This window comes from Kitasatospora sp. NPDC023120, assembly GCF_055560835.1.
Genome location: NZ_JBVHHY010000005.1, coordinates 139,883 through 161,658, shown reverse-complemented (window position 1 = coordinate 161,658; position 21,776 = coordinate 139,883). Strand labels below are relative to the sequence as shown.

General features: G+C 71.3%; 24 protein-coding genes and 2 pseudogenes. 12 read left to right on the top strand and 14 right to left on the bottom strand.

Going from position 1 to position 21,776, the window contains the following annotated elements:
* Nucleotides 1-23: 23 nt before the first annotated feature.
* Both ACZ3TI_RS09590 and ACZ3TI_RS09585 read right to left on the bottom strand, forming a co-directional pair.
* Nucleotides 24-743 (bottom strand): ABC transporter permease, encoded by a 720-nt coding sequence (locus ACZ3TI_RS09590; protein WP_465725479.1) that lies wholly within the window; start codon nt 741-743, stop codon nt 24-26.
* A 47-nt stretch (nt 744-790) separates the two neighbouring features.
* On the bottom strand, nt 791-1,717 hold the full coding sequence (locus ACZ3TI_RS09585) for an ABC transporter ATP-binding protein (protein ID WP_465725172.1): 927 nt from the start codon (nt 1,715-1,717) through the stop codon (nt 791-793).
* A gap of 164 nt (nt 1,718-1,881) precedes the next feature.
* On the opposite strand from ACZ3TI_RS09585, the gene ACZ3TI_RS09580 reads away from it, so the two are divergent.
* The 8 genes from ACZ3TI_RS09580 to ACZ3TI_RS09545 are packed head-to-tail and all read left to right on the top strand — an operon-like array spanning nt 1,882 to nt 8,677.
* Nucleotides 1,882-2,724, top strand: a complete 843-nt coding sequence (locus ACZ3TI_RS09580; protein WP_465725170.1) for a helix-turn-helix transcriptional regulator — start codon at nt 1,882-1,884, stop codon at nt 2,722-2,724.
* Nucleotides 2,725-2,733: 9 nt separating this feature from the next.
* Entirely contained in the window at nt 2,734-4,149 is a 1,416-nt protein-coding gene (gene sufB, locus ACZ3TI_RS09575; protein WP_465725168.1) for a Fe-S cluster assembly protein SufB, read from the top strand.
* 57 nt (nt 4,150-4,206) lie between these two features.
* Nucleotides 4,207-5,436, top strand: a complete 1,230-nt coding sequence (sufD, locus tag ACZ3TI_RS09570; protein ID WP_465725166.1) for a Fe-S cluster assembly protein SufD — start codon at nt 4,207-4,209, stop codon at nt 5,434-5,436.
* A 5-nt stretch (nt 5,437-5,441) separates the two neighbouring features.
* Nucleotides 5,442-5,759 carry a bifunctional 3-phenylpropionate/cinnamic acid dioxygenase ferredoxin subunit gene (locus tag ACZ3TI_RS09565; RefSeq protein ID WP_063349526.1) on the top strand — a complete coding sequence of 106 codons (318 nt, stop codon included), beginning with the start codon at nt 5,442-5,444 and terminating at the stop codon, nt 5,757-5,759.
* A 6-nt stretch (nt 5,760-5,765) separates the two neighbouring features.
* Nucleotides 5,766-6,530, top strand: a complete 765-nt coding sequence (gene sufC / locus ACZ3TI_RS09560) for a Fe-S cluster assembly ATPase SufC (protein ID WP_465725164.1) — start codon at nt 5,766-5,768, stop codon at nt 6,528-6,530.
* Nucleotides 6,527-7,786: a cysteine desulfurase gene (locus ACZ3TI_RS09555; RefSeq protein WP_465725162.1), complete on the top strand. Its 1,260-nt coding sequence runs from the start codon at nt 6,527-6,529 to the stop codon at nt 7,784-7,786. Before sufC ends, ACZ3TI_RS09555 begins: the two co-directional genes overlap by 4 nt.
* Before the next feature lie 20 nt (nt 7,787-7,806).
* Complete coding sequence (gene sufU, locus ACZ3TI_RS09550; RefSeq protein ID WP_188303625.1) at nt 7,807-8,259, top strand: Fe-S cluster assembly sulfur transfer protein SufU; 453 nt, start codon at nt 7,807-7,809, stop codon at nt 8,257-8,259.
* 22 nt (nt 8,260-8,281) lie between these two features.
* Nucleotides 8,282-8,677 carry a metal-sulfur cluster assembly factor gene (locus ACZ3TI_RS09545; RefSeq protein ID WP_465725160.1) on the top strand — a complete coding sequence of 132 codons (396 nt, stop codon included), beginning with the start codon at nt 8,282-8,284 and terminating at the stop codon, nt 8,675-8,677.
* Nucleotides 8,678-8,959: 282 nt separating this feature from the next.
* Here the strand turns inward: ACZ3TI_RS09545 and ACZ3TI_RS09540 are convergent, their stop codons facing one another.
* From ACZ3TI_RS09540 to ACZ3TI_RS09495, 10 genes and pseudogenes are all read right to left on the bottom strand, one after another.
* Nucleotides 8,960-9,844: a hypothetical protein gene (locus ACZ3TI_RS09540; RefSeq protein WP_465725158.1), complete on the bottom strand. Its 885-nt coding sequence runs from the start codon at nt 9,842-9,844 to the stop codon at nt 8,960-8,962.
* 234 nt (nt 9,845-10,078) lie between these two features.
* Nucleotides 10,079-10,510 carry an NUDIX hydrolase gene (locus tag ACZ3TI_RS09535; RefSeq protein WP_465725156.1) on the bottom strand — a complete coding sequence of 144 codons (432 nt, stop codon included), beginning with the start codon at nt 10,508-10,510 and terminating at the stop codon, nt 10,079-10,081.
* Between the two features lie 129 nt (nt 10,511-10,639).
* A complete protein-coding gene (locus ACZ3TI_RS09530) occupies nt 10,640-11,284 on the bottom strand; it encodes an L-threonylcarbamoyladenylate synthase (RefSeq protein WP_465725154.1) in 645 nt (214 codons plus the stop codon).
* A 62-nt stretch (nt 11,285-11,346) separates the two neighbouring features.
* Nucleotides 11,347-12,093, bottom strand: a complete 747-nt coding sequence (locus ACZ3TI_RS09525) for a phytanoyl-CoA dioxygenase family protein (protein WP_465725152.1) — start codon at nt 12,091-12,093, stop codon at nt 11,347-11,349.
* Nucleotides 12,094-12,119: 26 nt separating this feature from the next.
* Nucleotides 12,120-12,908, bottom strand: coding sequence for a creatininase family protein (locus ACZ3TI_RS09520; protein ID WP_465725150.1), 789 nt, complete (start codon nt 12,906-12,908; stop codon nt 12,120-12,122).
* Nucleotides 12,905-13,237, bottom strand: a complete 333-nt coding sequence (locus ACZ3TI_RS09515; RefSeq protein ID WP_465725148.1) for a hypothetical protein — start codon at nt 13,235-13,237, stop codon at nt 12,905-12,907. Before ACZ3TI_RS09515 ends, ACZ3TI_RS09520 begins: the two co-directional genes overlap by 4 nt.
* Before the next feature lie 221 nt (nt 13,238-13,458).
* Nucleotides 13,459-13,695, bottom strand: a pseudogene (locus ACZ3TI_RS09510) (class I SAM-dependent methyltransferase); the annotation flags it as partial.
* Nucleotides 13,692-14,147: a hypothetical protein gene (locus tag ACZ3TI_RS09505; protein WP_465725146.1), complete on the bottom strand. Its 456-nt coding sequence runs from the start codon at nt 14,145-14,147 to the stop codon at nt 13,692-13,694. The gene ACZ3TI_RS09505 and the pseudogene ACZ3TI_RS09510, both read right to left, overlap by 4 nt.
* Before the next feature lie 502 nt (nt 14,148-14,649).
* Nucleotides 14,650-14,877, bottom strand: coding sequence for a hypothetical protein (locus ACZ3TI_RS09500; RefSeq protein WP_465725144.1), 228 nt, complete (start codon nt 14,875-14,877; stop codon nt 14,650-14,652).
* A complete protein-coding gene (locus ACZ3TI_RS09495) occupies nt 14,874-15,317 on the bottom strand; it encodes an ATP-binding protein (protein ID WP_465725142.1) in 444 nt (147 codons plus the stop codon). The genes ACZ3TI_RS09500 and ACZ3TI_RS09495 overlap by 4 nt, the downstream gene beginning before the upstream one ends.
* A gap of 71 nt (nt 15,318-15,388) precedes the next feature.
* Between ACZ3TI_RS09495 and ACZ3TI_RS09490 the strand changes: the two are divergent.
* Nucleotides 15,389-15,625, top strand: a pseudogene (locus tag ACZ3TI_RS09490) (helix-turn-helix domain-containing protein); the annotation flags it as partial.
* 111 nt (nt 15,626-15,736) lie between these two features.
* Complete coding sequence (locus tag ACZ3TI_RS09485; RefSeq protein WP_465725477.1) at nt 15,737-16,096, top strand: NUDIX hydrolase; 360 nt, start codon at nt 15,737-15,739, stop codon at nt 16,094-16,096.
* A gap of 457 nt (nt 16,097-16,553) precedes the next feature.
* Here the strand turns inward: ACZ3TI_RS09485 and ACZ3TI_RS09480 are convergent, their stop codons facing one another.
* Complete coding sequence (locus tag ACZ3TI_RS09480) at nt 16,554-17,885, bottom strand: MFS transporter (protein ID WP_465725140.1); 1,332 nt, start codon at nt 17,883-17,885, stop codon at nt 16,554-16,556.
* A gap of 327 nt (nt 17,886-18,212) precedes the next feature.
* Between ACZ3TI_RS09480 and ACZ3TI_RS09475 the strand changes: the two genes are divergently transcribed.
* Entirely contained in the window at nt 18,213-19,826 is a 1,614-nt protein-coding gene (locus ACZ3TI_RS09475; RefSeq protein WP_465725138.1) for a hypothetical protein, read from the top strand.
* Nucleotides 19,827-19,831: 5 nt separating this feature from the next.
* On the opposite strand, the gene ACZ3TI_RS09470 is transcribed toward ACZ3TI_RS09475, so the two are convergent.
* Nucleotides 19,832-20,308 carry a VOC family protein gene (locus tag ACZ3TI_RS09470; RefSeq protein ID WP_465725136.1) on the bottom strand — a complete coding sequence of 159 codons (477 nt, stop codon included), beginning with the start codon at nt 20,306-20,308 and terminating at the stop codon, nt 19,832-19,834.
* 136 nt (nt 20,309-20,444) lie between these two features.
* Here ACZ3TI_RS09470 and ACZ3TI_RS09465 point away from each other — a divergent pair, with 136 nt between their 5' ends.
* Nucleotides 20,445-21,629 (top strand): hypothetical protein, encoded by a 1,185-nt coding sequence (locus tag ACZ3TI_RS09465; protein ID WP_465725134.1) that lies wholly within the window; start codon nt 20,445-20,447, stop codon nt 21,627-21,629.
* Nucleotides 21,630-21,776: the final 147 nt, after the last annotated feature.

Genomic DNA, 21,776 nt, shown 5'->3' with positions numbered 1-21,776 from the left:
CGTCGCGCGTCGGGTGCCGGGGTCTACTCCCAGCGGAAGAAGCGGGCGGCCGCGGCCAGTCCCAGCACGGACCAGCCGGCCAGGATCCCGAGGTCAGCCCAGGGCACCCCGGCACCGGTCTGCAGCACCGACCGCAGGCCGTCCGAGAGCGCCGAGATCGGCAGCAGCTCCAGCACCGACCGCACCGCGTCGGGGAACTTGGCCAGCGGCACGATCACCCCGCCCGCGAGCAGCAGCAGGATGAACACCAGGTTGGCGGCGGCGAGCGTGGCCTCGGCCTTCAGGGTTCCGGCCATCAGCAGGCCGAGCCCGGAGAAGGCCGCGGTGCCCAGGACCAGCAGCGCGGCGACGGTCACCGGGTTGCCCTGCGGGGACCAGCCGAGCGCCAGCGCGATCACCGACAGCAGCGCGACCTGCAGCGCCTCCGTCACCAGGACGCAGCCGGTCTTGGCGGTCAGCAGCGCCCAGCGCGGGAGCGGGCTGGCACCGAGCCGCTTGAGCACGCCGTAGCGGCGCTCGAAGCCGGTGGCGATGGCCTGCCCGGTGAACGCGGTGGACATCACGGCCAGCGCGAGCAGGCCGGGCGCCAGGAAGTCGACCCGCTTGCCGGGGCCCTCGACCGCGACGATGTCCACGGCGGAGAACAGCACCAGCAGCACGGTCGGGATGACCACGGTGAGCAGCAGCTGCTCGCCGTTGCGCAGCAGCATCCGGGTCTCGAAGGCGGTCTGGGCGAGCAGCATCCGGCCGACCGGTGCCGCCCCCGGCCTCGGGGAGTAGTCGGTCGAGGTCACGAGCGGAGCTCCCGTCCGGTCAGGTCGAGGAAGACGTCTTCGAGGCTGCGGCGCTGCACGGACAGCCGCTCGGGCAGGACGCCGGCGGCCGCGCACCAGCCGGTGACGGTGGCCAGCAGCTGCGGGTCCACCGGCGCCTCGACGCGGTAGCTGCCGGGGGCGGTCTCGACGGCGGTGGCGCCCTCGGGCAGCTCCTTGAGCAGCGGGTCGAGGTCGAGCCCGGGCGGGCCGTCGAAGCGCAGGGCACTCTCGGCGCCGCCGCGGCACAGCTCCTCGGTGGTGCCGTCGGCGATCACCTTGCCGCGGTCGACGATGGCGACGCGGTCGGCGAGCTGCTCGGCCTCGTCCATGTGGTGGGTCGTGACCACCACGGTGACGCCGTCCCGGCGCAGGTCGCGGACCAGCTCCCAGGTGGCGCGGCGGGCCTGCGGGTCGAGTCCGGCCGTGGGTTCGTCCAGGAAGACCAGCTCGGGGCGGCCGACCACGGCCATGGCCAGGGCGAGCCGCTGCTGCTGGCCGCCGGAAAGCCGCCGGTAGGTGGTGCGGCCGCAGGAGCCGAGGCCGAGGCGCTCGACCAGGGCGTCCACGTCCAGCGGATGGGCGTGCAGCTTGGCGGTGTGCCGCAGCATCTCGACGGCGCGGGCGCCCGCGTAGATGCCGCCGGACTGCAGCATGACGCCGATCCGGGGGCGCAGGGCGGCGCTCTGGGTGACCGGATCGAGGCCGAGGACGCGGACGGTGCCGGCGTCGGGGCGGCGGTAGCCCTCGCAGGTCTCGATGGTGGTGGTCTTGCCGGCGCCGTTGGGGCCGAGCACGGCGGTGATCGCGCCGCGTGCGATGGCGAGGTCGAGGCCGTCCACGGCCGACTTGGCGCCGTACCGCTTGACCAGCCCGGCGATCTGGACCGCGGGTTCGGAGTGCATACGGGCGAGTGTAAGAGGCGCCTACGCGGCGGCCCCACGGCGGCCTCGGTGATCGTTTCCCCAGGTCAGGTAAGGCTTACCTGCGTGATCGATGACACCGATGAGGCCTGCGTCACGGCTTGTCCCGACGGAAGTAATTACGCAACACTGGTGTTGTGAAAAACATGCGCGAGCACGCCACGCAGCAGGAGGCCGAGTCGGCCCCCGGCTGTGACGTGCCCGTGACGGCGGCCGAGGTGCTGCTGGAGGGCCACCGCGCCACCCGGGACCGGGTCGCCCGGTCGATCCTGGACCACGGCCCCTCCTCCGCCGCCGACCTGGCGAGCCGGCTCGGCCTCACCGCCGCCGCCGTCCGCCGCCACCTCGACGGACTAGCCGCCGCCGGCCTGGTCGAGTCCCGCGAGCAGCGGGTCTACGGCAGCCGCGGCCGCGGCCGCCCGGCCAAGGTGTTCGCGCTCACCGACGGCGGCCGGGACGCCTTCTACCAGGCGTACGACCAGCTCGCCGCCGACGCGCTGCGCTGGATCTCCGACTCGGTGGGCGGCGGCAAGGCGGGCGAGGAGGCGGTCGCCGCCTTCGCCCGGGCCCGCTTCGGCAAGCAGGGCGAGAAGTACCTGGAGTCGCTGCGCCAGGCCGAGGCGGGCGAGCGCACCGAGGCCCTCGCCCAGGCGCTCAGCGCGGACGGGTACGCTGCCACGGTGCGGCGTGTCCCGTCGGCCGCGGCCAAGGCCCCGGCGGGCGCCCAGCTCTGCCAGCACCACTGCCCGGTCGCGCACATCGCCGAGCAGTTCCCGCAGCTCTGCGAGGCGGAGACCGAGGTCTTCTCTCAGCTCCTGGGCACCCATGTGCAACGGCTGGCCACCATCGCCCACGGCGACGGGGTCTGCACCACCTATGTGCCGGCACCCGGTGCCGCATCGTCGCCCGCCCGGGGTTCCGCGGTCCGCGGCTCCGATGCAGTGCCGACTGCCGGTACGTCCACCGAAGATTCTGCGTCCGCGCGTTAGGAAGCTCGCATGACTGACACCGTTTCGCACCCGGAGCTCGAGGGCCTGGGCAACTACGAGTACGGCTGGGCCGACCCGGACGCCGCCGGCTCCGTGGCCAAGCGCGGGCTCAGCGAGGAGGTCGTCCGCGACATCTCCGCGAAGAAGAACGAGTCCGAGTGGATGCTGAACCTGCGGCTCAAGGGCCTGAAGCTGTTCGGCAAGAAGCCCATGCCGACCTGGGGCTCCGACCTCACCGGCATCGACTTCGACAACATCAAGTACTTCGTCCGCTCCACCGAGAAGCAGGCCGAGTCCTGGGAGGACCTGCCGGCGGACATCAAGGCCACCTACGACAAGCTGGGCATCCCGGAGGCGGAGAAGCAGCGCCTGGTCGCCGGTGTCGCCGCCCAGTACGAGTCCGAGGTCGTCTACCACCAGATCCGCGAGGACCTGGAGGAGCAGGGCGTCATCTTCCTGGACACCGACACCGCGCTGCGCGAGCACCCGGAGCTGTTCAAGGAGTACTTCGGCACCGTCATCCCGGCCGGCGACAACAAGTTCGCCGCGCTGAACACCGCGGTGTGGTCCGGCGGCTCGTTCATCTACGTGCCGAAGGGCGTGCACGTCGACATCCCGCTGCAGGCCTACTTCCGGATCAACACCGAGAACATGGGCCAGTTCGAGCGGACGCTGATCATCGTCGACGAGGACGCCTACGTCCACTACGTCGAGGGCTGCACCGCGCCGATCTACTCCTCCGACTCGCTGCACTCCGCGGTCGTGGAGATCATCGTCAAGAAGGGCGGCCGCTGCCGCTACACGACCATCCAGAACTGGTCGAACAACGTCTACAACCTGGTCACCAAGCGCGCCGTGGCGTACGAGGGCGCGACCATGGAGTGGATCGACGGCAACATCGGCTCCAAGGTCACCATGAAGTACCCGGCCGTCTACCTGATGGGCGAGCACGCCAAGGGCGAGACCCTGTCGATCGCCTTCGCGGGCGAGGGCCAGCACCAGGACGCCGGCGCCAAGATGGTGCACATGGCGCCGAACACCTCCTCGCACATCGTCTCCAAGTCGGTGGCGCGCGGCGGCGGCCGGACCTCCTACCGCGGTCTGATCGAGATCGGCGAGGGCTCGCACGGGGCCAAGTCCAACGTGCTGTGCGACGCGCTGCTGGTCGACACGATCTCCCGCTCGGACACCTACCCCTACGTGGACGTCCGCGAGGACGACGTGTCCATGGGCCACGAGGCGACGGTCTCCAAGGTCAGCGAGGACCAGCTGTTCTACCTGATGAGCCGCGGCCTGACCGAGACCGAGGCCATGGCGATGATCGTCCGCGGCTTCGTCGAGCCGATCGCGCGTGAGCTGCCGATGGAGTACGCGCTGGAGCTCAACCGGCTGATCGAGCTGCAGATGGAGGGCGCGGTCGGCTGACGACCAGCCGCCACCGCCGTCCACCGATTTCCGAGGAAGAGAGCACTACGAACAGCCATGGCTGAGCAGAACACCACCGGCTCCACCACCGCCGGGTCGATCGAGGTCGGCACCGCCGGCGCGGGCGCGCAGCTCGCCGGCCCCGGCACCGGCCGTGCCACGGTCAAGCAGCCGATCGACGCGCGCGTCGCGGTCAAGCCGTCCTTCGACGTGAACGACTTCCCGGTGCCGACCGGCCGCGAGGAGGACTGGCGGTTCACCCCGCTGCACCGCCTCGGCGGGCTGCACGACGGGACCGCCGCCGCTGCCGAGCGCGGCGAGACCAAGGTCGAGTTCACGCTGCCGGACGGCGTCACCGCCGAGACCGTCGGCCGCGACGACGCCCGCCTGGGCAAGGCCGGCACGCCGGTCGACCGGGTCGCCGCGCAGGCGTTCAGCGCCTTCGAGCAGGCCCTGGTGGTCACCGTCCCCAAGGACGCGGTGCTGACCGAGCCGGTCAAGATCGACGTGCACGGCGAGGGCGGCGTCCGCTTCGCCCACGTGGTGATCGACGTCAAGCCGTTCGCCGAGGCCGTCGTGGTGCTCAACCACACGGGCACCGGCACCCACGCCGCCAACGTCGAGGTGCTGGTCGGCGACGGTGCCAAGCTCACCTTCGTCTCCGTCCAGGACTGGGACCGCGACGCCGTCCACGTCGCCCAGCACAACGCGCTGGTCGGCCGGGACGCCACGTACAAGTCCGTGGTCGTGACCTTCGGCGGCGACCTGGTCCGCCTGCACCCGCGGGTCAACTACGCGGGCCCCGGCGGCGAGGCCGAGCTGTTCGGCCTCTACTTCGCCGACGCCGGCCAGCACCTGGAGCACCGCCTGGTGATCGACCACGACACGCCGCACTGCCGGTCGAACGTGGCGTACAAGGGCGCGCTGCAGGGCCAGGACGCGCACGCGGTCTGGGTCGGTGACGTGCTGATCCGCGCCGCCGCGCTCGGCACCGACACCTACGAGCTCAACCGGAACCTGGTGCTCACCGACGGCGCCCGCGTCGACTCGATCCCGAACCTGGAGATCGAGACCGGCGAGATCGTCGGCGCCGGCCACGCCTCGGCGACCGGCCGCTTCGACGACGAGCAGCTGTTCTACCTGCAGGCCCGCGGTATCCCGGCGGACGAGGCCCGCCGCCTGGTGGTGCGCGGCTTCTTCGCCGAGCTGCTGCAGCAGATCGGCGTGGCCGAGGTCCAGGAGCAGCTCATGGAGAAGATCGACGCCGAGCTGGAATCGGCGGTCTGAACGCGATGACCTTCCTCCGTGCCTGCGCGCTGAGCGACCTCCAGGAGGACGTGCCCAAGCGCGTGGACCTCAACGGCGTGCCGGTCTCCGTCGTCCGCACCGACGAGGGGGTGTTCGCGATCAACGACACCTGCTCGCACGCGAACGTCTCGCTCTCCGAGGGTGAGGTCGAGGACTGCATGATCGAGTGCTGGCTGCACGGCTCCAGCTTCGACCTGCGCACCGGCAAGCCCTCCGGCCTGCCCGCCACCAAGCCGGTCGCTGTCTACCCCGTAAAGATCGAAGGGGACGATGTGCTCGTCTCCGTCAACCAGGAGTCCTGAGTACACATGGCAACCCTTGAAATCCGCGACCTGCACGTCTCCGTCGAGGCCGAGAACGGCCCGCGCGAGATCCTGAAGGGCGTCGACCTGACCGTGAAGCAGGGCGAGACCCACGCCATCATGGGTCCGAACGGCTCCGGCAAGTCCACCCTGGCCTACTCGCTGGCCGGCCACCCCAAGTACACCGTGACCGGCGGCTCGGTGCTGCTCGACGGTGAGGACGTCCTGGAGATGTCCGTCGACGAGCGCGCCAAGGCCGGCGTCTTTCTGGCCATGCAGTACCCGGTCGAGGTCCCGGGCGTCTCGGTCAGCAACTTCCTGCGCACCGCCGCCACCGCCGTCCGCGGCGAGGCCCCGAAGCTGCGGCTGTGGGTGAAGGAGGTCAAGGAGGCGATGGCCGCCCTCCAGATGGACCCGGCCTTCGCCGAGCGCAACGTCAACGAGGGCTTCTCCGGCGGCGAGAAGAAGCGCCACGAGATCCTCCAGCTCGAGCTGCTCAAGCCGAAGATCGCGATCCTCGACGAGACCGACTCCGGCCTGGACGTCGACGCGCTGCGGATCGTCTCCGAGGGCATCAACCGGGTCCGCTCGACCGGCGAGGTCGGCACCCTGCTGGTCACCCACTACACCCGCATCCTGCGGTACATCAAGCCCGACCAGGTGCACGTCTTCGCGGGCGGCCGCATCGTCGAGTCCGGCGGCGCCGAGCTGGCCGACAAGCTGGAGGAAGAGGGCTACGAGGCGTACGTGAAGGGGGGCGCATCCGAGTGACGCGTCCGTTTACCGGCCTGCTCGACACCGACGCGATCCGCAAGGACTTCCCCGTCCTGCAGCGCGTGCTGCACGAGGAGAAGCCGCTGGTCTACCTGGACAACGCGGCGACCTCGCAGAAGCCGCGCCAGGTGCTGGAGGCGCTGAACGCCTACTACGAGCGGCACAACGCCAACGTCCACCGCGGCGTGCACGTGCTGGCCGAGGAGGCCACCGCGCTGTACGAGGGCGCCCGGGACAAGGTCGCGGCCTTCGTCAACGCGCCGAGCCGCAACGAGGTGATCTTCACCAAGAACGCCTCGGAGTCGCTCAACCTCGTTGCCAACATGCTCGGTTGGGCCGACGAGCCGTACCGGGTGGACGCCGACTCCGAGATCGTCATCACGGAGATGGAGCACCACTCGAACATCGTCCCGTGGCAGCTGCTGGCGCAGCGCACCGGCGCGAAGCTGAAGTGGTTCGGGCTGACCGACGAGGGCCGGCTCGACCTGTCGAACATCGACGAGCTGATCACCGAGAAGACCAAGGTGGTCTCCTTCACCCTGGTCTCCAACCTGCTCGGCACGATCAACCCGGTCGAGACGATCGTCCGCAAGGCCCAGTCGGTCGGCGCGCTGGTCCTCATCGACGCCTCTCAGGCCGCGCCGCACATGGTGCTGGACGTGCAGGCGCTGGAGGCCGACTTCGTCGCCTTCACCGGCCACAAGATGCTGGCCCCGACCGGCATCGGCGTGCTCTGGGGCCGCCAGGAGCTCCTGGAGGACCTCCCGCCGTTCCTCGGCGGCGGCGAGATGATCGAGACCGTCACCATGGGCTCGTCCACCTACGCCCCGGCGCCGCACAAGTTCGAGGCCGGCACCCCGCCGATCGCCCAGGCGGTCGGGCTCGGGGCGGCCATCGATTACCTGTCCGGCATCGGGATGGACAAGATCGCGGCGCACGAGCACGCGATCACCGAGTACGCCGTCGAGCGGCTGCTGGAGGTCCCGGACCTGCGGATCATCGGCCCGCGCACGGCCGTGGACCGCGGCGCGGCGATCTCCTTCACCCTCGGCGACATCCACCCGCACGACGTGGGCCAGGTGCTGGACGAGCAGGGCATCGCCGTGCGCGTCGGTCACCACTGCGCGCGGCCGGTCTGCCTCCGGTACGGAATTCCTGCGACCACGCGGGCGTCGTTCTACCTGTACTCGACGCCGGGCGAGGTCGACGCGCTGATCGACGGCCTGCACCACGTCCGGAACTTCTTCGGCTGACGGGACGGGGCAGGACGACCATGAAGCTCGACTCGATGTACCAGGACATCATCCTGGACCACTACCGCAACCCCCACGGCAAGGGGCTGCGGGACGGCGACGCCGAGGTGCACCACGTCAACCCGACGTGCGGCGACGAGATCACCCTGCGGGTGAAGCTCGACGGCGCGACGGTCACCGACGTCTCGTACGAGTCCCAGGGCTGTTCGATCAGCCAGGCGAGCGCCTCGGTGCTCAACGACCTGGTGGTCGGCAAGACCGTGGGCGAGGCGCAGGCGGTCCAGGAGGCCTTCCTGGAGCTGATGCAGAGCAAGGGCCAGGGCGAGGGCGACGAGGAGGTGCTGGAGGACGCGGTCGCGTTCGCCGGCGTCTCCAAGTACCCGGCCCGGGTCAAGTGCGCCCTGCTCAGCTGGATGGCCTGGAAGGACGCCACCGCCCAGGCGCTCGCCCAGCACCCCGCCGTGAACGACTGATCCCGCGAAGGAGGACAAGACCATGAGTGACGAGAGCACCATTGCCGACGCCACGGCCTCCGCTGCGGAGGAGCAGCCGAACGGCCTGATCGTCGGCACCACCGCCGGCACCGTCTCGGTGGAGGACCTGACCGAGGCCCTGATGGACGTCGTCGACCCCGAACTGGGCATCGACGTCGTCAACCTGGGCCTGATCTACGGCATCCACATCGACGAGTCCGACGTGGCCACCATCGACATGACGCTCACCTCGGCGGCCTGTCCGCTGACCGACGTCATCGAGGACCAGGCCAAGACCGCCACCGACGGCCTGGTGAAGGACCTGCGCATCAACTGGGTCTGGATGCCGCCGTGGGGCCCCGACAAGATCACCGACGACGGCCGCGAGCAGCTGCGGGCGCTGGGGTTCAACGTCTGAGGTCATTCCGTACCGAACGCCGCTGCCCGGGACTTCTTCGGAAGTCCCGGGCAGCGGCGTTCTTGTGGGGTGAACACCCGCGCGTCATCGCCTTGTTGAGTGGGTTCAGCACCGTTCCCCACCGTCCACCCCCCACCCGCCTGTCGGCGGGTGCCCGCCCCGGCCCTGGCCGCGTGCCGCCCGGCCGGGCGGCACGCGGCGCTGATGGTGAAGCGCGAACTTCCTGCCGGAGTGAGGGGGTCTCTTGCTGCCGACGCCCACCAGACGGCGAGGCCGCGTGTCTCAGGCGGCGGCGTGTGCGGGCCGGCTGCCGGCCAGGGCGGAGCGCAGGGCGGTTCTGACTCGGGCGGCACCGGTGGCTGCCACCTCGGCGCCTTGGCCGGTCGTGAGGGCGCGGGTTGTCAGGCCGGCGCACGGGCGGCAGATGCCCGGTCGAGGCACAGGGTCGTGGCACCTGGCGCACTCCGCATACCGGGTCGTTGGCCGGGCGGCAGGCTGGGCGGGCGGCATCTTGTGCTCCAGGCGGTAGCGGAGCACGGCCGCCGCCGAGTGCATCGGGACGGGCAGGCCCGGGAGCAGGGCGTTCGCGAGGTCGGCTGCGGTGCAGCCGCGCGCCAGCCACTGCGCGACCAGGGGCGCCAGGTCCTCAGCTTCGGCCTCGGCCAGGCGCAGGCGCGGCTCGGGGCGGATCGCGCGGAACAGGGTGGCCACCGCTTCGCTGATCTCGGGGGGCACCTCCCGTTCTCCCCGGTCGCTTTCGTCGGACGGACTCCTGGGGAGGGAGGGTTCTTGGTGCCGGTTCTTTACAACAGTGCTGCCAGCACGGCCGGTTGCCGCTTCACCGGGCGCCGGACGGGTGGCACTCGGGCGCGCGAGCTGCGGGGTGTCGTAGACGTGGGTTTCGGTGATGATCGTGCCGTCCGGCATGCGGATCTTCTCGACCCGGTAGTACCCGGCCTCGGTCAGCTCCTTCAACGCCTTGCGGACGGCACCGCGCCCTTGGGGACTGCTGTCGGCCATGTGCCGTCCGTCCTCGCGCCAGCCGTCGGGCCGGGAGAGGAGATCCGCGAGGAGGCCCCGGGCGGTGTAGCTCAACCGCCGGTACTGGAGAACGGCGTTGGGTAGCACGGTGAAGTTGCGCACGTGGGCGCTACGATGGACGCGCATCGGGAGGTTGGACTCCTGTTGCCGGACCCCGGGGTGTTGGTAGCACCGCCGGGGTCGCCTATTTTCGGTTGGATTACGGAACGTACCACAACGCCCAGACGGTCAATCCGCCTCCACCGAAGCAAATCTGATCGTCGATCAGGCACAGTCGTTTTCTGGCGAGACTGTGTGTCATTGATGTGGTGGTTTGCATGCGGATGATCGGGTGGCCGAGTTGCCCTGCCCCTCCCGTGATTACTGGGCCGCGAGGATTTCCCCGCGCTCGATGACCGCGCGCAGGACGACCGCGAAGTCCGGGGGCAGAAGGTTGACCGCGTCGAGGGAGTCGGCGGTCAGGGGGACTTCTTCGAGGAGGTACTCGCCTCGGCCTTCCTGGCTGAACTCCGGGCCGGTGCGGTCCTCGAAGCTCCACTTCTCGATGGTGGCGAGGTAGAAGTCCTGGCGCTCGTCGGCGGTCTCGATGGTGTGGAGGAGGCTGACGATCTCGGCTTCGCCCGCGATCTCCTCGCGGACCTCGCGTCGGAGGGCGTCCTCGGGGCTGGCGTCGGTCGGTTCGATTTTGCCGCCGACGATCACCCAGTACGGGTCGATGCCGGGGCGGATGCGCTTGATCAGCAGCATGCTGTTGTTCGGGGTGAGGAGGACGGCGCGGACGCGGTGCTGCATGGTGGCCTGCTTCCTGTTCGATGGGGCGGTCGGGTCAGTGGAGGAGCCAGCCGCCGTATACGTGCAACGGCTGGCCGGTGATGAAGGACGCACAGCTTGGTGGGACTTAGCTGTCCCTCGCATTCTCGGTCATGACACCTGGCGGCCGAGCACGGCGGAGATCGCGCGCTGGTGGACAAGGCCGGTGCGGACGAGACGGGCTGCCGGTGTCGAGCAGTCGACGATGGTGAGGTGGTTGGCCGTCGGTGAGACTCCTCCGTCGAGGATGACGGTCGCCTTGACGCCGGTGGAGTCCAGGAAGCGTCGGACCTCCCCGATCGTGATCGCAGGGCCGGGCGCCTCGACTCCCGCGTCGCCCGAGATGTTGACGGTCGTCGCTGCCACTGGCGTTCGGGCCGCCGTCGCGAGGGCGCCGAGTGGGCCCGACGAGTTGGTGGTGAGGGCCGGCGACCCGACTGCGGGGTGTTGTGCTCCGACGTCCACGCTCTGCCAGGGAAGGAGCATGGCGAGGTCGCCGGGCCAGAAGGCGCCGGCCAGTTGCCTGGCCTCGGGGTGGATGACGAACTGCTTCTCGCACTCCTCCAGAGAGGGGGTGGCGAGTACGAGGGACTTGGCTCGTGGCCGCTGCTTGCCGTCGAAGATGCTGTTGCAGGCGGCCAGGTTCGTGGCGTCGGCGCAGATCATGTACCAGCGCTCGGTGGGCACGATGACGAGGTCGCCGGCTTCCAGGGCACGGGCGGCGGCGATGAGTTGTTCTGCTGGGATCGGTCGCACAGGTATCCCTCTGTCTCGGAGTCAGTGGACAGGCCGAGCTCGCTCCCGGCCCTGGCTGGAGTTCACGCGGGCTGTGACAGCCCCGGGTAGTCGAGCCACGGGTCTTGCAGTGCCTGCAGCCGTCGCCGCGCGTGGTCGGGGTGCTCTACGCGGAAGTACGCCATGATCCGTGGCTCCAGGCTGAGGTTGCGGCCAACGGCGTGGGGGACGAGGTGGTGCATCAGCAGCAGGTCGCCGGGCCGGCCGAGCAGCGGAATGCCGGCGTGGGCGTCGATGTCGGGCGGGACCTGCTCGGTGATGCCGAGCGACCACTGGGTGCGGAACCACTCGGCCATGGCCAGGTGCCCGCGCGGCTGGCAACGCAAGGCCCCGCCCTGTGGGTCGGTGATGTCGGACAGCACCACGCCGACCAGCAGCGAGAAGGTCCGCAGCTCCTCGGGGTCGAGGTGCGGGCAGGCGACGCCGTCCACGTGCATCGCCTTCTCCGGCTGGGCCTGTTCGAGTTGGCCCTCGGGGATGCGGATCTGGAGCTGCACGGTGGACACGGGTCGAACGGTGCCGAGCAGGTCTTGGGCGAGCTCGGCGGCCGGGGACGCCGAGAAGAGCGCGAGCAGGTCGGGGTGGCTTCCGAGCTCCGGTGCGAAGGTCCGCTGTGTGTAGGCGCTGATGAGCTCGGGGTTCATCGATTCGCGGTACCAGTCGGTGACCAGTTCACGGGCTCGGTCGATCTGGTCGTCGGGGACGGCGCCGCGCCTGACGAGCAGGCCGTCGCGCATGAAGGCGTGCTTCTCTGCGGCGGTGAGGGCCACGGGATCTCCTGGTAGACCGGGGGCGGTTACGGGCGGTGGCTGGTGAGGTGAGTGAGCACGTGGCCGGCCGCATCGAGGGCGCTGTCGAGGATGGCTCGGCCGGCGTCGGCGGTTGCCCTGCGCGGGTCGCCTCCGATGACGCCGCAGGTGGCGATGGTGGTGTCGCCGGAGGTCCACGGCCAGGTCGTGCCGCGGTCCAGGACGAGCCGCTTCGCCTCGGCGCCGTTGGCGGTGAAGTCCGTTGGGAGGCTGTCGAGACGGACGTCCTCGGGCGCGAGTTCGAGCATCATGGCCGTCTCGCGGATGCCCGCGTGGATCTCCGGGACGGTCTCGCCGCCGACCTGGACAGTGGACAGCGAGGCCGGGTGGATGACGCAGTCGGAGAAGGCCTGCGTTCGCCTCAGCTCGTGGAGGGCAGGCTCCAGGATTCCTCGGTTGCCGCCGTGGCCGTTGATGATCAGGAGCCTACGCGCAGGGGTCGCCTGCAGGTGCTCAGTGACCACGGCGTCGAGCAGGGACATGAAGCTCGCGATCCGTAGCGACACGGTTCCCGGCGACCAGGCGTGTTCGAGTGAGAGCCCGTACGGGATGGCCGGCAACGCCCACAGGTCGTGCTGTTCGCCGTACCGCTGGACCAGCAGGTCGGTGAACCGCTCCGCGATCACGGTGTCCGTGTTGAGCGGCAGGTGGGGACCGTGCTGCTCGTGGGAGCCGATGGGCAGGCACAGCACGGATTCGGTGGTGAGGTCGGTCAGGACCGCGGGTGCGGCCAGCCGCCCGTACTGGCGGGCGGCTGGGCCGTCTGCTCGTATCACTCGGTGCCCCGTCGGCCGATGCGGATGAGGAACTCGTTGTCCTCCGGGAAGACGTCCTCGGTGCTGTGCTGGGCGAGGGCGGTCTCCACAGCGGCCTCGAACTCGTCGAGGCGGCCTCCGAAGAGGTGCGGTGCGGCGAAGCTCGTGGAGTAGAGGTAGCCGAGGATGCTGTTGGTGCTCCACGTCCGGTGGACGGGCACCCGGATCTCTTCGACCTGGTTGAAGGGCGACTCCTCCATGATCTCGCTGTAGGGTCGGTTGTGGTGCTTGAAGGTGCTGTTGCCTGCCCGCCGTTCCTCGCCGAGGAAGCTCTGGACGACCGCACGCACGGACTGCTTCCAGGGGCTGTCGGCGGCCCAGAAGCCGTTGTCGCCGAAGATGGCGACGGCACCGCCGGGGGCGACCTGGTCGTCGAGGAGCGCGAGGACGGTGGCCTGGTCGAGCCAGTGGAAGGCCCGGCAGATCGTGACGAGGTCGGCCTGCCACCGGTCGGGGGCTTGAAGTCCTCGGCCGTCGACTCGATGAGCGACAGGCTGGCCCCGTCGGGGAGTTGGGGTCGGAGGGCCTCCTCGGCGGCCTTGAGCATGTCGGCGTCGTTGTCGATGGCGATGATGTCGTCGAACCGGCCGAGGAGGGCCTCGGCGACCAGCCCGGTGCCGGTGCCGATGTCCAGGAGCCGGCGCGGCTTGCCGGAGGCGACGACCTGGTCGAGGACGGTCGCGACCTCCTCGGGGATCCCCGGGCGGTACTGGCGGTAGTAGCTGGCGGTGCCGGTGAACAGGCTCATGGGTTCCTCAGATCGAGTAGCTGGCGAACGTGCTGGACTGCGTCGGCGAGATCGTGGGCAGCGAGCACGTCACGCAGCCCTATCAGATGGTCGACGGCCGCCCGCTCCCGCTCGAAGCATCCGGTCGACACGGTGACCTCACGGAGTTCGGCCAGGTTGTGGCGGGGGTGCCGCTCGACCATCACGGCCAGCAGTTCGGCCAGCTCCCGCTCCTCCGAGAGACGGTGATCGGCGGCGGCCTCCAGGGTGTTCGGGCAGAACGAGCACCCCACACAGCGGCTGCGGGCGTTGGGGTTGAGCGTCGCGGCCCGCCCGTCGTCCCTGAAGTACCCGCCGACCGCCTCGTCGGCGGCGACGCGGTCGATGGAGCCGACTGCGACGCCACCCAGCGACAGCTCGTCGCCGGCCAAGTGGAATGGCGAAGCCTTTGCGTTGAGCGGGACGATCACCATCCAGGCGACGTCCTGCCGGGTCGTGAGACGAACCGAGATTCGGGCGCGATGACGGCCGTGGGTGGAGGAGATCCCCACAGGTTGATCGCGATGAGCAGGGCGTCCTCCACGGGCACGCTGTAGTGCTCCGCCATGCCCCTGACCGCCGGGAGGGTGAGGACCGCTACGGGTTGGCTGCCGAGCGCTGTTTTCATGATCCACTCTCCGTCACTGGCTGGACCGGGCTTCGCTGCCCTGGTCGTCGTTCTCTGCTGGATCTGCCTCGCTCCCCTCCACTGGTCGGGGAGGATGAGCCCGTGTGGGCCTGCCGGTGTCCGTCCGGCAGGCCCACACGGTTCCTTCGCTCAGCGACCGGGGTACGGCGGCTGCGGGGTCGGCGGTGCCGGCGGCGGCGGGGGCGGAGGCGGTGGCGGCTGGGGCGCCCGCAGGCGCGCGATGGACGACATGGCGGTGTTCCCTTCTCGCTCGGTGGTGCGTGTGGCGACGAGGCGTGACTCCGTTGTCATGCCTCGGGTTCGACCGCGGGGTGCTGCTCAAGGTCGCGGTCGGGCTCGTGATCGGCCGCCAGGACGGGGCCGAAGTGATCGGAGCTGAGCTGGTGGTCGGCTGCCACTCCGAGCAGGGCGAGGACGATGAGGTGGCCGAGCGCCCAGAGCCAGGTGAGTACGGCTTCGACGGGATCCCGGTGAGCAGCGCAATAGATGTCTTCGTGCGGCTGGTAGTCGGTCATGCCGCATCGGTCCTGAGCTCGGCCCAGACCACGGTGCCGTCGCTCGTCGCGTCGACGCCCCAGTGCTCGCACATCCGGCTCACGAGGAGGAGCCCCCGGCCGTTGTCGGCCAGGGCGGACGGAGCAGGCCGGTCAACGGGCCCAGGCCCCGCGTCCGTAACCTCGATTCGCAGACCGCGCGGCTGAGGTGCCAGGCGGACGTCGAAGCAGCCAAGGCACGACGCCGCGCCGTGAAGAACGGCGTTGGTGCAGAGCTCGGATGCGACCAGCTCGATGTCCTGGACGAGTGGCCCGTCGAACTCCCATGCGCCGACGACCCCCCTGATCAGCGCCCGGGCCAAGGGCACGGAGGCGTGAGCGTGCAGGAAGCTCATCTGCACCGACAGGCAGCCGGCCACCTCGATGGCTTCCTTTGCTCGAAGGTCCTGACGTGCCACCACGATCAACCCTCCTTGTTGCCCAATCACCCATCAGGCAGAGCCGCTTGAGGGCGAGTCAGAACGCTAGGAGGATGGATGGAGGGGAACCCGGAAAATCCTTCCGGGGTAGGCAGCGGGAGCGCCCTCAGGCTGGGAGCATGCCTGGAATGAGTGAGACGCTGAGCATCGGCGAGCGCGTCGCCTGGTACCGCCGTCGACGGGGCATGCCCCAGGAGGTTCTGGCCGGCCTCGTCGGGCGAACAGCCGACTGGCTGAGCAAGGTCGAGAACGGCCGTATCGAGCTCGATCGGCTTTCGGTCATCAGGGCGCTGGCTGATGCGTCTACCTGGAGCACGGAGCGACCTGCCCGTAGGCCCCACACCTCACAGCGGCTACACGATGCTTCTCCCTCGGCTGCCTGTGGATGTGACTACCCCGTCTTGGCGGCCGCCTCCACCCCGTCACGGGAGTGCTGTGCGAGCGAGGGCCAGCTCTCGTGGCAGTTCCCGGCGGGTGAGATCGAGGCGGGCGAGTCGCCCGAGGAGGCGGCCGTCCGCGAGACCGCGGAGGAGACCGGACCCGGCGTGGCCACGATCAAGTTCCTGGGCGAGCGCGTGCACCCGATGACCGGGCGGCTGATGTCGCCGGCTTGCGAGATCGTGAGCGGCACCGCCGAGGTGGTGGACACCAACGAACTGGACGCTCTTGCTTGGGTGGCCCTTGCCGAGATCCCCGAGTACGTGCCGTACGGGCTCTTCGAGCCGGTGCAGGCGTACCTGGACATTGCGCTGACTGCCTGACCTCCGGCTCCGTGGGTGGCCACCCATGGAGCCGGAGGTCGCACCGGCGCCGCCATGGAACCTTGTCCGCATCAACGCCTGGGGCGCCGACACACCCCGCGCCCGCACCTCCCGCCTGGCGGCACCCGCCCGCTGGATCACATCCAGTGGGCGGAGGCGGGACCCACCCTTTCGCCAGCGGTATCCGGCAGCTGGGGCGGCCTCCGGGTGGTCCTCCGACGGGCAGCTCGCCTTGCTCCACCAGCGCCGCGCGCCGCCCGGCGGGGTGGCGCGCGGAGAGGCCCGGGGCGGGCACCCGCCGGGAGGCGGGAGGCGGGTGGGGGGTGGATGGTGGGGAACGGTGGTAGGACTGCTCGACGGAGCGGATGATGCGCGGGTGTTCACACCCGATGGCGGAAACGCCGCTGCCCGGGGCTTCCGAAGGGGAAGTCCCGGGCAGCGGCGTTCGTCGTGCGGGTCAGGCCGTGCGGGGCTTGCGGGCCACGGCGACGGCCAGGGCCGTGCAGAGGACGGCGGCCAGGGCGGCGAAGCCGCTGACGGCGGGGAGGAGGCCGTAGGCCTGGACGAGGGCGCCGACGCCGATGATGGGGGCGGAGCTGCCGAGGTAGACGATGATCCACAGCGCGCTCAGCTCGGAGCCGCGGCGTTCCGGGTCCATCGCGGCGACGGCGGTGGTGAACAGGGAGCGGAAGGCCACGCCCTGGCAGATGCCGCCGAGGACGCTGCCGATGAACAGCAGTGCGGGGGTGCCGGTGTACCCGGCGGCGACGACCAGGCCGAGGCCGGTGGCCAGGCCGGTCATGCCGAGCGCGATGACCGTGCGGTCGGCGGTCGGGGGGACGACGAGCTGGGCGGCGGCGGAGGAGCCGAGCAGCAGGGCGGCCACGATCGCGCCGGTCAGGTGCGACGGGGTGTGCAGCAGCTTGGCGGAGAACGCCGGGGCGAGCGCCAGGTAGACGCCGAACACGCCGTAGGAGATGAAGCCCGCGGCGGCGGCGAGCAGGAACTCGCGGCGGCCGGTGCGCGGCAGCCGCAGGCGCTGCGGGCGCAGGTGGGCCGGGGTGGTGATTCGGGGCGGGGAGGCCGGCGGGCGGCTGCGGCCGGGCATCCGGGGGTGGACCAGGGCCAGCGGCACGCAGAGCGCGAGGAGCGCGATGGCGTGCAGCAGGAACGGGGTCAGCAGCGGGTCGGAGCCGCCGGACAGCAGGGCGCCGACGATCGGGCCGAGGGCCACACCGCCCGCGGAGCAGGCCAGGGTGAGCTTGGCGGCCAGCGTCGGGTGGTCGGGCAGCAGGTCGCCGAGGGCGGCTCCGGCGGCGCCGGTGGACAGGCCGACGGCGATGCCCTGGATCGCGCGGCCGGCGGCGAGCTGCCAGAAGCTGCCGGAGGTCGCGAAGACGACGTCGCCCGCGGCGGCCAGCGCGACGGCGGGCAGGATCAGGGCGCGGCGCCCGAGGTGGTCGGACCAATGGCCGACCACGGCCAGCACCGGGACCAGCGCGAACACGTAGATCGTGAAGAGGATCGTGGTATCGAGCGGGCCGAGTCCGAGGCGCTGCTGGAGCATCGGGTAGATCGGCGTCGCCAGGTTGGCACCGATGAGCATGAACAGCAGGCCGGCGGCCACCAGGCCGACGCGGACGCCGCGCAGCGCGTTCCAGCGGCTGATCGCGGCGAGCTGGAGCTGGGCGCGCGGCGCGAGCTCCAGGGGAAGCAGGGCCTCCGACAGTCGGCGTCCGTCGAGCTGCGCGGTGCGCAGGCCGGAGCCGGCGGGGGAGAGGTCCGCCATGTGAGGGGTCTCCTGTGGCAGGGCACCACCGAGGGTCGGCAGGGTGTGCCGGCGCGCCCGTCCTGAGGCGCTGTGGTGGTGGCCGCGGTGCGGGGCTCCCTGGTGGAGCGGATGAGCTGAAGAAGAGGGGCTTCGTTGCCCGGTGGCCCGCGCGGGGTGTGCACGGTACCAATGCGAAGGATAAGGGGTGGGCGCACGGATGCGGCGCGCGCCCCTGTGTGCGCCCCTTGCGGCGGGGCATCGGGGGTGCCACACCTATACGCTGAGGTGGTAGATCGGTACGCGGAGCTGTTTGGGCTGACCGCCGGCTGAGGGAGAGCGCAAACGATGGCGGGACGACGTCGGAAGAACGCCGGGGCTTCGGGGGGAGAGGGTGCGGCTGAGGCGGTGCTGCCCGCCGACCTGGAGCTGCAGGACCTCTACGGGGCGTTCGCCGCGCACGGGCTGGACGACGAGGATCTGGACGACGCGGCCGTGCTGGTCCCGCCGGTGAAGCTGCCCCCCGAGGAGGAGCTGGCCGAGCAGGCGAAGGCCGTCCCGATGTTCGGGTACGCGCTGGCGCTGGCTCGCTGGGCGGCCCCGCACCGGGTGGTGGACGAGTTCGGCGACCTGGTGGAGGCGGACCGGGCCCCCGCGGCACGGCTGCTGGGCCTGGCCCCGGCCGAGGGCGAGGTGCCGGAGGAGGCCGAGGTCGAGGCGCTGCGGGCCTGGTCGCTGGCCTGCGACCTGGACCTGGTGGAGCTCGGTACGACCGCGGAGGGCGAGCACGTCGCCGTCCCGGGCCCGGACCTGGAGCCCGCCGAGCAGGGTGATCCGGAGACCGTCCTGGAGCTGTGGCTGACCGCTGCCGGGATCGTCCGGGAGCTGGCGGTGGAGGCGGACTCGCTGCCGGAGGAGGATGGCGAGCCCGACGAAGCCCCGGCGGAGGAGGACGAGGACGGCCTGAACGAGGTCGAGGAGGCCCGGGACGAGGCCGCCGAGCTGCTGGACGAGGCGCTGCAGGTGCTCTACGAGACCACCGCCTTCGCCGATCCGGGCAACGAGACCGTGCCGCTGGGCGTGCTGGCGGCGCTGCTGGTGGTGCCGGAGGGCGAGGAGCCGAGCGAGGAGCTGCTGGGCGACATCACCGACGTGATGGTCGCGCTGGACCCGATGCTGGGCGACCTGGCCGAGCTGGGCCTGCTGGACTACCGCCCGATCGACCCGGAACTCTTCGACGAGGAGGAGGGCGAGGAGCCCGCCGTCGTCGGCGAGGAGCCGCTGGACGAGGAGGAGTCGGCCCGCTTCGGCCTGGTCCGGCTCACCCCGCTCGGCCAGTACGGCATCCGGCAGTGGCTGCTGGAGGACGGCTACGACGCGCCGCTGGTCGGCGAGCTGGCCCAGGGCGACGCGGCGGAGCTGCTGCGCGGGGTGTGCGAGTCGGCGAACGTGCTGCCGGAGGAGGAGCTGCGGGCGTGGACCGCGGGCCGGGAGCCGGTGGCGGCGGCGCGCGAGCTGCTCGCGGCGGCGCGCGGTGGCGACGCGTACGGCCCGCTGCGGCGGATGCTGTGCGTCACGGCGCTCGACCTGCTGGGGCCGGGCTCCGAGCCGGCCGTCCGGGAGGTGCTGGACGACCCGGAGCTGGGCGGCGCGGCGCGGGCCTGGCTGACCGCGCAGGGCGCGACGGACGTGCCGGTGCCGGCCCGGACGATGGCGCTGTGGACGGTGGTCGACACCTTCGCGGCCCAGCTGCTGGACAGTGGCGGTGACGCCGAGCTGCTGCGCGAGCTGGTCACCGACCTGCCGGTGAAGGGCGATCCGGCGACCTGGTTCGGTGAGCTGTGGCGGGTCGACCACCCGTACACGGCGGACGTCCTGGAGGCGATCGGGGAGCTGCACGTGGACCGGGCAGTGGCCAAGGAGGCGCGCAAGGCGGCCTTCAAGGCGCGCTCCAAGAACTAGGTGTTTCAGGGCAGGTCCAGCGACCCCTCCTCGGTGAAGGGGAAGAAGGGGTTGTGGGCCAGCTCCCAGAGGTGGCCGTCCGGGTCCTCGAAGTAGCCGGAGTAGCCACCCCAGCTCGTCGGGACCGGCGGCTTGACCACCACGGCGCCGGCCTCGACGGCCGTCCGCATCGCGGCGTCCACCAGCGCGGGGGACTCCAGGTTCACCGCGAGGGTGACGCCGCGGAAGGACGGTTCGCCGGTGGCGGGCACGCCGGCGTCGGCGGCCAGCTCGTCGGTGGGGAAGAGGCCGAGCACCGAGTCGGCGGTGCGGAACCAGACGATCTCCGGGCTGGAGGCGGTGGAGCGCCGCCAGCCGAGGTCCTCGTAGAAGCGGGCGCTGCGGTCGAGGTCGGAGACGCCGAGAGTGACGATGCTGATCCTGGCGGGGAAGCCGTTCGGTGCGGGGGTGTTGTCGGTGGTGCTGCTGCTCTGTGCTGTCATGCCGCCAGGTTAGGGAGGGCGGCTGACATCCGGGCGTCCTGACACGGCCACCGCCCCCGACCGGCAGTCGAGCTGATGACCCGGCAGCTGCGGGCACGTAAGGTGGCGTCAGCGGTGCGGGCGCGAGGAATCGGGGGTGCGGCAGAGGATGATGCGGGAGAGCGGCGGCAGGCACCAGGAGTGGAACACCGGGCCTTCGGGCCCCGCCCCGGCGCCGGACCGGCCCGGTCAGGAGGATCGTTTCGCCGACCAGGAGGAGTTCTCCCGCCGGACCCTCGCCGCGGTCGACTTCCCGGTGTACGGCGTGGCCGCCGGACCGGCCCGTACGGGTGAGGCGCTGGCCGCCTTCGAGACCTCCGACGGCGAGCTGCGCTGGGTCGAGGTGCAGTGCGGTGACTGGCGCTCGGCGGCGGGCCCGTACGTGACCGTGCGCACCTACCGGCCGGGGGCCGAGCAGGGCGAGCCGCTGCCCGAGCTGGAGGACGTGGTCGAGGACGAACGGGACCGCGTCTACGAGCAGTTGGGGGTCGACGAGGGCGACGGTCCGGGCCGGGTGCGGGCGCTGCGCGAGTGGATCACGGTGGACGGCGAGCCGTGCGCGGTGGAGGTGCACGAGGACCGGCCGGTGCTGCCGACCGGCCCGGACGCGGGCGGGCCCGCGCCGGTGTGGGCCGGGCGGCTGCGGGTCGGCGGGCTGACCGTGACGGTCTGCGGGCGCGGGGTGGCCCCCGGCGGGGTGGAGCTCGGCAGGATCGGCGACTTCGAGCGCTGCCTGCGCGGGCGCACCGACCTGCTGCGCGACCTCGCCTCCCGGCAGTCCCGGTACGTCCCGGTGGAGGAGCGCGAACTGCCGCCCGTCGTCGGGCTGGAGGCGCACCGGTCGCTGATCGCGCAGAGCATCGCCGAGACCGCCGCGATCGAGGCGCAGGTCCGGGCCGGGCGCACGCCGAGGCTGCCGCGCGGGCTGCGCGGGGACGCCTGCGCGGTGCGCTGGGAGGCGGCGGTGCGCCAGCAGATGCGGCTGGCCACCGAGACCCGGGAGGAGGCCGCGGCGGCGGTGACCGCGATGGTCAACCACCTGAACCGGCTGTCCCAGCAGACGCATTGGCTGGTCGGCACGGCGGAGGGGGAGGCGGCCGTCGAGGAGGTCGTCCGGTACACGGTGTTCGCGAGCGAGGTGGCGAGCCTGCCGGCCCAGCGGGCCTGGGGGCAGCTGTGGCGGGAGCGGTCGGGCGGCGGAGCCGGGGTGTGGGAGGAGCACCGGCTGGCCGAGCAGCTGTGGCTGGCGGCCTGGGAGCAGTGGCGGGCGGCGCGGCGGTGACGGTGGTGACGGCCCGCCGGTGACGGCGGTACGGCGGTACGGCGGTGTGGTGGATTGTGGCAGGGCTGACGCCGGCTTGGCAAAGCGAAGGTCATGTTTCGGTCATCGGTCGGCAAACGGACGCCCGGACGTGAGGTGGGCGTCATG